This window comes from Psychrobacter pocilloporae (genome assembly GCF_029872915.1).
Lineage (GTDB): Bacteria > Pseudomonadota > Gammaproteobacteria > Pseudomonadales > Moraxellaceae > Psychrobacter > Psychrobacter pacificensis.
This window is the reverse complement of record NZ_PGFT01000001.1, coordinates 939459-954180: the sequence shown is the minus strand read 5'-3', so window position 1 is coordinate 954180 and position 14722 is coordinate 939459. Positions and strand designations below refer to the sequence as shown.

The 14722-nt window shown below is 45.5% G+C and carries 13 protein-coding genes; 6 read left to right on the top strand and 7 right to left on the bottom strand.

Going from position 1 to position 14722, the window contains the following annotated elements; translation table 11 throughout:
• Positions 1-52 precede the first annotated feature (52 nt).
• Complete coding sequence (locus tag CUR83_RS04255; protein ID WP_284719145.1) at positions 53-1084, bottom strand: NUDIX hydrolase; 1032 nt, start codon at positions 1082-1084, stop codon at positions 53-55.
• Between the two features lie 369 nt (positions 1085-1453).
• On the opposite strand from CUR83_RS04255, the gene nadA reads away from it, so the two are divergent.
• From nadA to CUR83_RS04240, 3 genes are all read left to right on the top strand, one after another.
• On the top strand, positions 1454-2593 hold the full coding sequence (gene nadA, locus CUR83_RS04250; RefSeq protein ID WP_425301254.1) for a quinolinate synthase NadA: 1140 nt from the start codon (positions 1454-1456) through the stop codon (positions 2591-2593).
• A 1-nt stretch (position 2594) separates the two neighbouring features.
• Positions 2595-4574, top strand: a complete 1980-nt coding sequence (nadB, locus tag CUR83_RS04245; protein ID WP_342213124.1) for an L-aspartate oxidase — start codon at positions 2595-2597, stop codon at positions 4572-4574.
• A 196-nt stretch (positions 4575-4770) separates the two neighbouring features.
• Positions 4771-5682: a LysO family transporter gene (locus CUR83_RS04240; RefSeq protein WP_284719144.1), complete on the top strand. Its 912-nt coding sequence runs from the start codon at positions 4771-4773 to the stop codon at positions 5680-5682.
• A 27-nt stretch (positions 5683-5709) separates the two neighbouring features.
• On the opposite strand, the gene CUR83_RS04235 is transcribed toward CUR83_RS04240, so the two are convergent.
• The 5 genes from CUR83_RS04235 to CUR83_RS04215 all read right to left on the bottom strand — a co-directional run bounded on the left by CUR83_RS04235 (position 5710) and on the right by CUR83_RS04215 (position 10453).
• Positions 5710-6351 (bottom strand): OmpA family protein, encoded by a 642-nt coding sequence (locus CUR83_RS04235; RefSeq protein ID WP_284719143.1) that lies wholly within the window; start codon positions 6349-6351, stop codon positions 5710-5712.
• 51 nt (positions 6352-6402) lie between these two features.
• Positions 6403-7008: an OmpA family protein gene (locus tag CUR83_RS04230; RefSeq protein WP_284719142.1), complete on the bottom strand. Its 606-nt coding sequence runs from the start codon at positions 7006-7008 to the stop codon at positions 6403-6405.
• A 12-nt stretch (positions 7009-7020) separates the two neighbouring features.
• Positions 7021-7638, bottom strand: a complete 618-nt coding sequence (locus tag CUR83_RS04225; protein ID WP_284719141.1) for an OmpA family protein — start codon at positions 7636-7638, stop codon at positions 7021-7023.
• Between the two features lie 81 nt (positions 7639-7719).
• Positions 7720-8979, bottom strand: coding sequence for an FAD-dependent monooxygenase (locus CUR83_RS04220; RefSeq protein ID WP_284719140.1), 1260 nt, complete (start codon positions 8977-8979; stop codon positions 7720-7722).
• Between the two features lie 166 nt (positions 8980-9145).
• Entirely contained in the window at positions 9146-10453 is a 1308-nt protein-coding gene (locus CUR83_RS04215) for a UbiH/UbiF/VisC/COQ6 family ubiquinone biosynthesis hydroxylase (protein ID WP_284719812.1), read from the bottom strand.
• Between the two features lie 197 nt (positions 10454-10650).
• Here CUR83_RS04215 and CUR83_RS04210 point away from each other — a divergent pair.
• The 3 genes from CUR83_RS04210 (at position 10651) to ybeY (ending at position 13787) form a co-directional block, all read left to right on the top strand.
• A protein-coding gene (locus tag CUR83_RS04210) for an IS5 family transposase (RefSeq protein WP_165596948.1) occupies positions 10651-11399 on the top strand; the annotation gives its coding sequence in 2 pieces (ribosomal slippage) (positions 10651-10981 and positions 10981-11399; 750 coding nt in all).
• A 411-nt stretch (positions 11400-11810) separates the two neighbouring features.
• Complete coding sequence (locus CUR83_RS04205) at positions 11811-12896, top strand: PhoH family protein (protein WP_058024365.1); 1086 nt, start codon at positions 11811-11813, stop codon at positions 12894-12896.
• A gap of 285 nt (positions 12897-13181) precedes the next feature.
• The gene (ybeY, locus tag CUR83_RS04200; RefSeq protein WP_284719139.1) at positions 13182-13787 is read left to right on the top strand and encodes an rRNA maturation RNase YbeY; all 606 of its coding nucleotides are present in this window, start codon (positions 13182-13184) and stop codon (positions 13785-13787) included.
• An 11-nt stretch (positions 13788-13798) separates the two neighbouring features.
• Here ybeY and CUR83_RS04195 read toward each other — a convergent pair whose 3' ends face one another.
• The gene (locus CUR83_RS04195) at positions 13799-14674 is read right to left on the bottom strand and encodes a mechanosensitive ion channel family protein (protein WP_284719138.1); all 876 of its coding nucleotides are present in this window, start codon (positions 14672-14674) and stop codon (positions 13799-13801) included.
• Positions 14675-14722 lie beyond the last annotated feature (48 nt).

The window sequence follows — 14722 nt, the reverse complement described above, 5'->3', positions numbered from 1 at the left end:
GAGCAAGTCGATTTCTATATGAAATTGACCTAGCTGTATTTGTTAGTAGCAATTATTTACGCTTAGGAAGTTTGCTGTCCATCAATAAGCTTTGTAGCTCGATATCATGGCGAAAACGATAGAGTTTGGCGGGGCGACCACGCTGAGCACTACTACTCTCTCCTGTCTCCATCACAAGATTCTGAGATTCCAGCAAACGGCGAAAGTTTTGTTTGTGCAAGCGTATGCCTGATAAGGCCTCAACACTTTGCTGCAATTGGGATAAAGTAAACACATCTGGCATCAACCCAAAGATAAGCGGTCGATATTCAATCTTGGCGCGTAGTCTGGAGATAGCGGTGGCAATCACGCGGCGATGATCGTAATACATCGGTATGCCGATACGCTGAGACCAGTCGCTTGGCAATTGAACCGTTTGGTAATTAGGCGGATAATTGGGCGCTTCTGGTATCAGTCCTGCTTCATACAGCATCTCGTAGCGCAGCAGCACATGCTCTGCGATCCATTCTCTGCTTTCATCAGCCTTATCGCCAACTGGTTCAGTTTCTATGAACTCGCTATCTGTCAAAAACTCTTCGCTAAGTCCCCAGCACAAACCAATACGTTGACGCCTGCGCTGCCGGGCAATAGAGTCTTCGGCGGTATCTGCCCACTCTAAAAGCATAGGAACGATAAAGTCGGTAATAATACTGGGCATACCATCCAAATGATTTTCCCACGGGAAATAATCATACCAATTTCGCCATAGCGCTTGGCTTTGCAATGCCTGCATTTGAGTTTCTTGTACCAAACCAAGGTAGCTGACGTACACCAATGCATGACCATCAACATTACGTCTGTTGGTATCAACAAAGGTATATAGCTGCTCCAAATACCCAAGCGGCTGCTGCGTCTGCTCTTCTACCCATTGACGCACGCCTGCCTGTAGCGAGCGATGTAATGGCATAAGCGGCCCATTTGGCAACAGTTTGCCTTGGTCAACGGTTAGGACACGAGCGATATGATCGGTAATCGCGACCAATACAGCGACCACTTCTGTTGTGCCGCTACCTTGCTGGTGCGCATGTGAATAAGACAACGTCATAGTTTTGGGGATTATCCTGTCTCTTTAAAATGGCATAAAAGGGTTCTCAAGGCTGATAGTGATAGTACGCCTCAAATCTAAAACAGTATAACGTGAATCTTGAAATATCATAGTCTGGCGTTGTAATCAGACAACATCAAAATGGTCCTTCTACTATCAAAGAAAGATGGTGCAGAGACATGCTAGAGAATCTCTATCACATAACTAAGAATAAATGATGACAACAGAGGAAATAAATCAGTAAACCTATAAAAAACACTTGTATTTATACTCAAAATGAGCATAATTAAAGACCAATTAAATTTATTTAACCAAATATCTTGTTTTAGCACACCATTTATCACTATAGCGCCAACAGAGGTTGCCATTATGAAAATTTATCCTTACGACGCACCCATCATGAGTACCGACAATCGCATCGCCACTCAGATGAACATCGAATATGCCAGAGCAAAAATGCCAGCAGACTTGCCTCGTGCTGAACGACTCGTGGTTGAAGAAAACATCAAAAAATTATTGAAAGATAATAACGCGGTACTCGTTGCACACTACTATGTCGATCCTTTTATCCAAGACTTAGCACTTGCGACAGGTGGCTGCGTCGGTGACTCGCTTGAGATGGCTCGGTTTGGACAAGCCCATAGCGCCCAGACCCTAGTCGTCGCTGGTGTACGCTTTATGGGCGAATCAGCAAAGATTTTAAGTATGGAAAAAACCGTGCTTATGCCAGATTTGGAGGCGGAATGTTCGCTCGATTTGGGTTGTCCTGCTGATGAGTTTTCCGCATTTTGTGATGCCCACCCTGAGCATACCGTGGTCGTTTATGCCAATACCAGCGCCGCGGTGAAAGCCCGCGCTGACTGGGTTGTGACATCATCGGTCGGTATCGATATCGTCCGTCATTTGCATGCACAAGGTGAGCCGATCATCTGGGGGCCTGACCGTCATTTGGGCAAATACATCGCTCGTGAGACGGGTGCAGATATGCTGCTTTGGCAAGGGTCTTGCCTCGTGCATAATGAGTTTAAAGCCACTGAATTGCTGCAATTAAAAGCCGAGTACCCAGAAGCCAAAGTCTTGGTACATCCTGAGTCGCCCGATAGCGTGGTGGCACTCGCTGATGTCGTTGGTTCAACCAGTAAACTGTTGCAATCAACGTATGAGATGGATGCTGACACCTTTATCGTTGCAACTGACCTCGGCATATTGCATGAAATGCAAAAACGCTCGCCGAACAAACGCTTTTTGGCAGCGCCTACCGCTGGTGAAAGCGCAAGCTGTAAAAGCTGTGCCTTTTGTCCTTGGATGGCGATGAATGGCCTAAAAGGTATCGAGCAATGCTTGACCAATAACAGCGGTGAGGTACTAATGACGCCTGAGCTTGCCGCCGCCGCTAGAAAACCCTTACAACGTATGCTTGATTTTGCTGAATCACAAAAGCAACGTGTGGCCGCCAGTGGCGATATCGTCCAAGACCGTGCATTGTTTGCCAATGTTGGGGCAGCCTAGCATGAGTCAGCCGCGCTCAGCCAATCAAACCCGTACCACCATCCCTGATAACTGTATTCCTGATAACTATAGGAGTAGTCACATGAGCCATATTGTCAAAACTGACGTCCTTATCATTGGCGCTGGACTGGCAGGCTTGAGTACAGCGTTATCGCTACCAAAGTCACTAAATATCACGGTTTTGAGTAAAGCGGCACTTGAGGTTTGCTCAAGTCACTATGCTCAAGGTGGCATTGCCGCTAGTCTAGACAAAGATGACTCTGTGTCTGACCATGTTGCTGATACCTTAGTGGCTGGTGCCGGGCTTTGCACACCCGATAATACCGCCAGTATCTTGGGTGCAGGACAGCAAGCGGTTCAGTGGCTATGCGCGCAAGGTGTCCCTTTTACGCAGAACTCACCTAACGCTTTGGATAATACAAGCGCACAGGAATTTTCTCGGTTACAGACTAGCGACTTGCATTTAACAAAAGAAGGCGGTCACGGCTGTAGACGCGTCGCCCATGCGGACGATGCAACGGGTCGACACGTGATGGACGCATTAACCATCAAAGCGCAAGCTGCTACCAATATCACTATTTTGCCTTATCATGAAGCGCTTGAGTTATTGACACTGCCTATAGCGAGCGACAAGCCTTTTTTTACAGATAATAGCGATGCTAAGCATTGCCGAGGGGCGCTTGTTTTTGATCATATCAATGGGCGCCCGCTCACCTTTCATAGTCGTGCAGTGGTACTGGCTAGTGGTGGATTGGGTCAATTATTCAAGCGTGCCAGCGCGCCTAACGTCTGCGTCGGTGATGGTGTCATGATGGCATGGCAAGCAGGCTGCCGCTTGGCAAACTTGGAGTTCATTCAGTTTCACCCAACAGGTTTAGCGCTAGATGACAGCAGCTTTTTGATATCTGAAGCACTGCGCGGTGAAGGGGGACGGTTATATTGTCCAAAGACGGGTGTCCGCTTTATGTTGGACGTGGACGCACGTGCTGAATTGGCACCGCGCGATATCGTCGCTCGGGCGATAGCCGAGCAGATTGATAACAACGGGCTTGGCTACGTGCATCTTGATGTCAGTCACTTGCCTGCTGACTTTGTAAAAGCGCATTTCCCGCAGATTTACCAAACGCTCTTAACGCTCGGGATTGATATCACGACAGACCCTATTCCAGTTGCCCCGACTGCGCATTATAGTTGTGGCGGTGTGGTGACTGATGCCAATGGATTGACGGATGTACCAGGACTTTATGCGGCTGGTGAAGTCGCTTATACAGGGCTACATGGGGCCAACCGCTTAGCAAGTAATTCGTTGTTGGAGTGCGTGGTGGTTGGTCGTAATATCGCAGACCATTTGCCTCAGTATTTAGAACGTTTAGAAGACTTAGAAGAGATAAATGGTGACATTTATTATGAGGCAGCTCAATCAGCGATTGAGTTTTGGTCAGCGCCAATTCTTACAAATACGCAGCCTGTGGTCTTGCCTATCTCTGGGCTTGTTGCACAACAATATGGTCATGGCAATAAAACACTCGATGTTGTTGACACTAATCTGGCAAAAACTGATGTCGCAACCATAGCCACAGAACTAAAAGCACTCATGACGGCCAACATGGGTATCACCCGTAGCGCGGGACAATTAGAACAAGCATTAACCCAAATACAAAAGTGGCAAGACTGGTTCACAGATGCTGAGTCTGATCAATCCGATGCAAGTAATAGACGCAGCCCTACTACTGCTAGCGAACTTGCATGCTTTCAATTAACCAGACAGCTTGCTTTAGCGACCTTAATTATTCAGTCTGCTTATCAGCGTATGGAGAGTCGCGGCGGGCATTATCGCCTTGATTATCCAAAGCTATCGGATATACCTCGGGCAAGTGTGGTTGAGCCGCAGCGTGAGCCATATCAGCAACATATCTCTGCTGCTCAATCTATAAATATATCGAAAACGCTAAATAATATGTGGAAAACGTTGATTGCTTAACGGAGCAGTGTACACATCAACGTCCTAGAAAAAGTCAGCCAATAGCAGAGATTGATTAACTTGTCGTAAGTTCTATCAGCTCACAAAATATCAATCAATGTAGGCTACCTAGTGGGTTTTTAGTATTCGGTCAGGGTTATGGTACAATCGCAAGCTTCCTAAAATATCTTGTTAAAATCGCTGCGAGCTGACCACCATGCAAAGCCTAATTACCCTCGTTTTGGTCTTGATGCCAATGTTTATTGGCTTTGCCATTCCGTCTAATCCGACCTTGACCAAACTTGCTGATACGGGCTTGTCTTATTTGGTCTATCTTATCTTGGCACTGATCGGTATTGAGCTATCACAGGTAGAAGGGCTGGGTAACCAAGTTGGCGAAATTGCACTGTACGTGACTGTCTTATCCATATTGACGATAGGCACAGGATTGTTTGCACTGATGGTTTTTGATCATGTACGACCGTGGCATGCCAAAAAACCAAGCGTCAAATCTAAAGAGCATCGTGTCAGTATTCGAGGTAGCCTATTACAGGTCGTCTGCGTGGTAATTGGGATGGTGATTGGGTATTTTTTGCCAGAAGGCTATCTACCGCCTGAAAACTCTATGACGGTCATGCTGATGATTTTGATCCTACTCGTCGGTATTGGCCTTAAAGGCTCAGGGATTACGCTTAAAGAAGTACTGCTCAATCGCCGCGGCGTGGAGATGAGCGTTATCTTCACCTTTGCGGTGTTGGCGGGCGGACTATTCTTTGCCTTGCTATTTAGTGAAGTCTCATGGACCAAAGGCTTAGCATTAGCCTCAGGCTTTGGCTGGTACTCGCTCTCCGCTATCGTCATGACCGAGGCTTATGGCGCAATTTGGGGCAGTGTAGCGTTATTTAATGACTTAATCCGTGAGTTCTTTGCACTGCTATTTATACCGGTGTTTATGCGTAAATATCCGTCTGCCTCAGTTGGCCTTGGCGGCGCGACGAGTCTCGATTTTACCTTACCGATTATTCAGCAATCAGGCGGCCTTAAGGTCGTGCCACTGGCAATTAGCTTTGGCTTTTTGATTAATATCATCTCGCCCGTACTGATGGTGGTGTTTTCGGCTTTGGGGTAGATACAGATTTTTAAGATTGAGTACGATTTAGAACTCGTCACATATCTTTGAAGCTGAGTCAGCCGGATCATTATAAGCGTTTATTTTTGGCTCTGTCGCTAGTCCATAGACTCGACGATTCATGGATTTTCCCTCTTCGGTGTCAGCTGATGCAATAGGCGCTCTGATACTACAGTCAAAAGTACTCAAACGACTAGGCTTGATGTCGTGTTTTAAAATAAGGTAGTTTTTGACCATCATAGCTCTATTTTTAGATAAAGCACTTAACGCCTGCCCCATTTCATCTTTCGAAATATGAGCTTCAATTTTCATAGTAGCGGTATCGTACTTATTCATCTGCTCTGCTACTTTATCAAGATCAAGCTGGTACTCTTTTGATAACTCACTACTGTCTTTGGCAAAAAAGGCTCGGTATTCCATTTTTAGACCGACACCAATAAGAGTAAATGGACAGCCTCTATCATCCACTACTGTATGAAGTGGCGTTTGTGGACACTCGTCTATATCACCAAGCACTCCATCGCCATCGGAATCCAAAACTGCCGGAACGACGGGCGCTACGATAGGCGCTTGCTGATTAGCCGTTACCGATTGCAGTGCAGCTTGACAAGCTGATAACGTAAAAATACTGCTAAAAATACCCATAGCTAAATAAACTTTTGATGTCATGGTAAAGTCCTTTTTAATAATTATTTTGTCCTTTTAAAAAAAGCTACATTTTCACTTATCAGGTTCAGTCGCAAGCGCATAAACTCGACGATTAAACATATCGCCTTCTTCACTGTCTGAAGGCGCAGTTGGTCTAGTTGCGCCGTACTCAACTACCGTGATACGTTTAGGTGAAATATTAAACTTTGACATCAAATAGTTTTTAACGTTGTCGGCTCGAGCTTGCGCCAGTGGATTGGATTTGTTTAAATCGGCGCTATCAACCTCACTTTTGGAACTGTGACCTTCAATCCGTATCGTTGCTGTCTTATGTTCTTGCATTCTTTTACCGACATTATTGAGTTCATCTTGGTACTTTGGCAAAAGCTCACTGCTGTCTTTATCAAAAAAGGCGCGATACTCGATTTTTAAACTCATGTCAGGTCCCATAATGAAGTGGCAGCCTCTGTCATCCACTACTACATTACTTTCCATTTTTGTATTTGGACATTGGTCGATGTCATCAGGCACGCCATCGCCGTCGCTATCTAAAATAACTTTAGCAACTGGGGCATTAATATTTTGAGTTGCTTGATTTTGTGAAACAGATGTTTGGCAGGCTGATAACGCCAAAGCACTTACCAAAATTAAAAATGCATTTCCCAATTGAGTTTTCATAATATTTTTCCTTTAAAACTCTCTGCATTCGAGTAACATTTGATCATACCTATCTCGCGCTGATATCCAACCGAACGCTCGCTGATTCATAATAGCTCCCTCCTCGGTATCATTAGGAGCAATAGGATTATCAGCGCTACAATCAAAGGTGCGAATTCTATGCGCTGGTAGGTCAAGATTAACCAAATAATTTTTGATACTTTGTGCACGAGCACTCGCTAATGAGATAAAGTCCAGTGGCTGAGACGAGCCTTTGAGATGTAGAGCTTTCTCGTCAATGGCTTGCTGTTCAATTTTGGAGGTATGCCCTTGGACAAAAAAAGTCAGGTTAGAACAGCGATCCGCGAACGCTATGATCTTATTTAATTCCGGAGTATATTGTTCCTTGAATTCGACACTATCTTTATCAAAAAATACTCGTAACTCCATAGACAATGTATCGTCCAAATCTACTGGCATAGGTTTGCCATTTTCATCAACAGGTGGCGGTTCAACCATGCAAATGGAGGGCTTTAAAACCTCTTGTGCTATGTTACTTGTGGCTGGAGTCACTGATTGGCAGCCTGCTATTACCACAGCTCCTATCATCCATAAGGCAGTAGAGAATTTTGTTGTCTTAAACTTTGTCATAGTGAATGCCTTACTGGTTATGATAGGTCATACTTATACTCATGCTATGTCCCTAACTCTATGTCACTAAGAACAAGCAAACTAAACCCCACTCGCCTGCTTTGCAAACAAGCGCATGAGTGGTTTTATCTTGCCCACCCGATACATGCCTTCATTACGGATTTGCTGCACGGGGCGCGCTTGAGCAAGCGATCCTGCAAACAACCAATTAAGCGCAGAGAAACTATGCATCATCAGGCTATTATGCGGACGACGCGAGCGCTCATAATGACGCAGCGTTTGATTACCGCCCCACAGCGTGCCGCCACTACGGGTAAAGTCATGCATCAACTGCTCACACAATACTTTTACATCGAGCATACCGAGGTTCAACCCTTGGCCTGCCAGCGGATGCACGCCATGGGCGGCATCGCCGATGAGTACTAAGTTATCAGCGACGTAGCTTTTTGCTTGTTGTGCTGCTAAAGGAAAACTGGCGATGGACTCAATCTGGTTGATAGCACCCAGCTCGTAATGACTTGCCGCTGCGAGTTTATCTGCGATAAAGCGGTCGTCTTCCTCTATCAATGCCAATGCCTGATTGCGCGGCAAAGTCCATACTACTGACTGCCAATGCTCTGGACGGGCTTTATCTTCCTCAGTGATATCCGCTAACGGCAATAGTGCTAGCGTGCCCGTTGGCAACATGGCTTGACGAGCAGTCGCTTGATGCGGTTTCTCGGTCTGAATCGCACAGCAAATCGCGGTTTGATTGTAATCAAGCGTATCAAGTCCAATGCCTGCTTGTTGACGGACAAATGAGCCACGCCCATCAGCCCCAACTAACAGACGCGCATCAATCGCTGTTCCATCATCCAAGGTCACACGGTAACCTTGCTGTGCACCTAGCCAGTCCATATTGACCACTTTATGCCCAGCGATAACGGTCAGATAGTCGCTGACATCCGCTTCATGCAAACGCTGCCATAAGGCGTGCTCAATAACGGCTGGCTCCACCATACTACCGAGTATCTCAGGCGCAGCGCTTTGGTCATGACTATCACCAAATAATAGCTCGCCCATGCCATTCAGTTGCCATACCTGCATTTGCGAATAGTCCGCTTTACGCTTGGATGCGGTAATGTGTTGCCACGCGCCAACCTCTTCGAGCAAGTTAATACTCGCCAGACTAAGCGCATAGACACGAGCGTCACGTTTGCTTAGCACCGCTTGCCACACTGACTCGTCACGCGCAGGACAGGCATCAACCAAGGTCACTAGCATTTTATTTTGCGCCAGCTTTAGCGCGAGCGTCGCGCCAACGATACCGCCACCGATAATCAGCGTATGATTGTTTTTCATAAGGTGTCTCTCAATATTGCTCAATATTAGAATGCTTATTATCAATCTCAATTACATATAGTTGATTCAGTTTAAAAGAGAGACAAGGCAACCGAGTGCAGATGTATAGGCAATACTGCAAGCGAGGTTAAAGCTGTCACTCTTTTAAAGAGGATTAACTATAGCGCTATGACTTTAAACCCATCGCGTAGGTTGCCACCAATGGCTTGATATTTGGCAATTTATCAAAGGCCAGTAATGCCATATTACGTACAAACTTAATGGCGGGATTAGGATGGGTAAAGCCATGTACCACGGCATCACAGAATCGAATCACCCGCTTTTGATCCGTTTGACGCGCTTTTTCATAGCGCCTTAGTAGTTGTGCATTACCGATGTCCTCGCCTTTGAGCACTTGTGAGCTCATCATTTGCGCCAATACATGAGCATCTCGCATACAAAGATTGAACCCTTGACCCGCGACAGGATGCAAAGTATGAGCGGCATTGCCCATGATAACGCAGCGACCCTCGACCTGCTTATCTGCTAGCACACGCGATAACGGATACGCGCCGCGGCGACCAGCGGCGACAAACGTGCCCGCGCGTTGTCCAAACGCTTGCTGTAGCGTCTGCAAGAACTGCGCGTCGTCTTCTAGATATTTGGTTTCTTCACCTGTTGGACAGACCCAAACCACAGATCGTCTATAACCTCGTTGATATTCATCATTGCCATCACCTTTTGGGTCCGTCAGTGGGAGTACCGCCAGTGGCCCCGCTGGGCTAAAACGCTCAATCGCTACATGCTCATGACGTCTATCGGTCTCTACCACACCAACGATAGCGGTTTGCTGATAGTCATAGGTTGTGGTGCCGATATTTAACAACTGACGTACCGTAGAGTCGCGTCCATCACAAGCGACTAACACGCTGGCTTGTAGCTGTTGCTCGTTTTCTGCTTCGCCATCATTGCTAAAACTCAGCGTCACGCCGTCCGCTTGTTGGGCAACGGCGTTGACACTGGCATTATCAATCAAGGTAATAAGTGGTGACTGCTGTGCGGCTAATAAGAGCTTACGCCCTAGCCACGCGTTTTCAATGACTTGTCCAAAGGATTCGACCTTCTCTTCGGTTTTATTGAGCTGCGCGCGCCCAAAGCTACCTTGCTCACTAATCTGCACGCTATCAATTCGGCACGCATGGCTTTGCAATTCATCCCACAATCCAATCTCTTGATAGATCTGTACCGTACGCCGAGATAGCGCCGTGTTACGACTGTCCAAATAATGACTGCGCGTACGGTCATCGGTCGGACTAATAGTGGGATAGCGGTTTTTTTCTAATAGCGTGCTAGCAATGCCGTGATGCGCCAGTAGTAAGGCAAAAGACAAACCGACATGACCGCCACCGACGATAAGCACTTGCTGGTCGGTGATTGCTTCTCTTCTTTCAGGTAGGCTTTTAGAATTGGATAAAGGTGAACCTGTCTCTTGCATCGTTGTTGTTCCTATTATAATTGTTGGGCAGACACGTCTTTGGCGATTGAGTGCTGTAATATCGCTCATAGATTACCACAAATTGCCTATCATGCTGCGCTCTTAACCGTAGACAAATCGTTCGTCCATCCTCGTCGCAAGCAAGGTTTATATTAGGGTGTGTTGACATATATAGAATAATTGATAATCATAGTGTTATGACTAGATTAACCCTAAGTGATGCCCAGTGGGCAAAGATAGCACCGTATTGTGCAGGTAAAGAGACCGATGTTGGTAGAACAGCGGTAAATAATCGACTATTTATCGAAGCTGTTCTATGGATTGTCCGAACAGGTAGTCCGTGGCGAGACTTACCCCCTGAATTTGGTAACTGGAACAGTGTTTATAAGCGCTACCGTCGATGGGTAAAAAGCGATAGATTCAGCAAGCTATTTAATGCTCTGAATGACTCAGATTTAGAGTATGCCATGATTGATGGCACTATTGTTAAGGTACATCGTCATGGACAAGGCGCAAAAGGGGGGCTTGTCATCAGGCAATTGGCAAATCAAGAGGCGGTATGACCACTAAAATCATGGCAATGGTTGATGCATTAGGCAACCTTGTTGATTTTACTTTATTGAAAGGACAACAGCATGACATGGCTGGCGTTAAACCTTTAATTAAAGACAAAGAGTTTGGTGCATTGCTTGCTGATAGAGCCTTTGACACGGATTGGCTACTGCTAGACTTAGAAGAGCGTGGTAGCAAAGCGGTCATACCCCCTAAACGCTCTCGTTTAAAGCAACGAGATTTCGATAAAGAAATGTACAAGTGGCGTCACTTAATCGAGAACTTCTTCTGTAAGCTGAAAGATTTCAAGAAAATTGCCATGCGTGCTGAAAAAACGGATGAGTCGTTTGCTGCTAATATCTATTTAGCAGCGACGATTATCCATTTACGGTAATTGTCAACACACCCTAGTAAAATCAGTAAAAACTCAACTTATTCATCTCTCAATGCGAGCGTTACTTTTCCCTGATGATGTTATCTAACCGATAAATGAACTTAATAGACATGCTGTTGACTCGATTTAGAGTAGGCCTGTGTGTTGATTGCAATCGACATACAAAAACAACGCTATCTGCTCAATGTATCGCTTGAATTTTAAAAATTCTCTACCATAATGAAGGCAAGACTTTTATTTATTATCTTCCACAAAACCAACAATAATATTACCGTCATTTTTAGTATCTACTATAACTACTCAACACCCATATAACGCTACTAACTACTTTATCTCTGAAACCCGTGACGCTATCAAAATGAAATCACAGCGCCGGGCACATAATACAAGGATAATCGCTTGACTGATACCATGAGCCGCCGTATAAAGTTTGAATCCCTAACGCCAGCACAGCTCAAAACCGTGCTTGGTGAATATAACAATCACATGAAATACATCCAAGAACGCCTCGATATCAAAATCATGCAACGCCAAGGCGATTTTTGCTTAAGTGGCGATGTGACCGCTGTCGAGCGCGGTGAGCGCATCATCTACAAGATGGTCGATGAAGCCCAAAATACCAAGGATATCAGCGCAGAAGAGCTGCATCTGATTATTCAATCTAGCATCTCGCGTGATGAGGATATGGACGACGATGAGCAGGATGATGATATCGAGGATGCAGAATCAGATGAGGCCAATGAGTTTACGCCCGTCAGTCTGCGTACGCGCAAAGGTCGCATCATACCGCGCGGTGGCAACCAGCAGCGCTATGTAAAAAACGTCTTAAGCTCTGATGTGTCGTTTGGTATTGGCCCTGCTGGTACTGGTAAAACTTATCTTGCGGTCGCTTGTGCAGTCGATATGCTAGAACGTAACGAGATTGAGCGTATCTTGCTCGTGCGTCCAGCCGTAGAAGCTGGCGAAAAACTAGGCTTCTTGCCTGGTGATTTGACGCAAAAAATTGATCCTTACTTGCGTCCATTGTATGACGCCCTCTATGAGATGATAGGTTTTGAGAAAGTTGGCAAGATGATCGAAAAACAAATCATCGAAATCGCCCCGCTTGCGTATATGCGTGGTCGTACGCTCAATAACTCCTTTGTCATTTTGGATGAAGCACAGAACACCACGCCTGAACAGATGAAAATGTTTTTGACACGTTTGGGCTTTGGCTCACGGGCTGTGATTACTGGTGACATCACGCAGGTCGATTTGCCGCGCGGTCATAAGTCAGGTCTCGCGCAGGCGATGGAGATCTTAAAAGACATCGAAGAGATTCATATCACCAAATTTGATTCAAAAGACGTGGTACGCCATCAGTTGGTACAACAAATCGTTGAAGCGTATGACGTATACGATGAAGAGCAAATGGCTCTAGAAGAAAAACGTAAGTTTGAACGTATCAAAGAACAAGAACGTAGACAAGCTGTGGCTAATGCTGCTGCCAAACTATAATATAGTCAATCCACTATAAAAGCGTTATAGCGTTAAACTCGCTTGAAGTATGACATATACATCTGCACTCGGTTGCCTTGTATCGCTCTTAAATTGGATCAACTATAATAACGCTAGAACAATTTACTATAAAGATTTATATTGCATAGAAAAACCGGATTACTAAAGTAGTCCGGTTTTTTCTTGGCAGAGATTGCTTAGGTTTAGCATTACTTGGGTGAGGCATGGTCTAGATTGAGTATAGCCAACTAAACACGCCCATTTATAATAAAACAGGACACCGATATGAACCAATTTGACAGTAATAATAGCCACCAAGATCATAGCGCCACTAATGACGATGACAGCTTGGTAGCACTGGATATTAATGCAGCCGATAGTATCGATGATGAGACGCTTGATACGTTTTATGATCGTAAGTATCTATTATCTGTCATGATGGCGACTTTAGATTATATGAACGCGCGCATCAATGAAGGGCTGACACTACCCTACTTTGCAGATATCGATTCTGAGCTGTGGCAAGAAAAACCTAAAACCTTGGATATATATATTACAGATGAAATCGAAGGCCAAGCCCTCAATTTAGAGGCACGCGGTAAGGACTATGCGACCAATATTTTGTCTTATCCAAGTGAGTTGCCTGTCGCCATCATTGGACTAATGCCAACACTGTCTCTTGGTGAGCTTATTATCTGTCATGAGGTCATGGTACGTGAGGCACAAGAGCAAGACAAAACCGTGGTGCAGCACATCAGTCATTTACTGATACATGGCGTGCTGCACCTACTGGGTTTTGATCATGAGCTCGGAGAGGCTGAGCAAGATGAAATGGAACGCTTTGAGATTGAGATTTTGGCAGGCCTAAACCTACCAAATCCCTATCTTTAATTCAGTCTTAATCAATCTTTAGTGTTCGGCAGCTTTTGTGCTTGACCCATTTGATTGATCATTTGATCCAAGCCTTTGACATGGATACTGCGCTGCGGGAATGGAATCTCAATATCCTCATCATCCAATGCGTGTTTGAACTGCTCAAGTAACTGGCACTGCATGGTCCACCAATCAGCATTGGTCGTCCATACGTTCAATGTCAAATCAACTGAATTGTCACCAAGATTGGTCACTCGTACAATAGGCTCAGGATCGGTGAAAGACAACGGGTTATTTCTGGCGAGGCTCAGCATCAGATCTTTGGCCGTTTTGATATCTGCATCATAGCCAATGCCCACGGTGATATCGACGCGGCGATTGGGTAGTGCTGTATAGTTGACCACCGCTGAGGTTGTGATGTCGCTGTTAGGAATAATGATGTCATGATTGTTAATGGTCGTTAGATGCGTGTTGACCAAGGTAATCTCGGTCACTGTACCCGTATAGCTGCTGATCTGCACATAATCACCGCGTACAAATGGGCGAAAAGTCACGATCATAATGCCAGCGGCAAAATTTGATAATTGATCCTTTAGTGACAAACCAACTGCAACCGCGGCACCGCCCAAGATAGCAACGACCGAGGTGGTCTGTACGCCAACTTTGCTAAGTGCGGCTAAGACTACGACAACCAATAGCACGCCATACAACAGACGGCTTAAAAAGCCCGTCACGGTTTCATCTAAATGACTACGCGCCATGAGACGGCCAAAAAAGTCGACGGCTTTTTTGGCAAGCCAGCGCCCAACGATAAATATAAGTATTGCCAAAGCCACCTTGATGACTATCTCTAATGCATTGCTGGTGAGCGTTGCAACATCTACTGTAAAACCTAAAAATTCCATACTAACTCTTTACTCGATAGCGGTGTGTTATAAATTTGGGTGTCGATT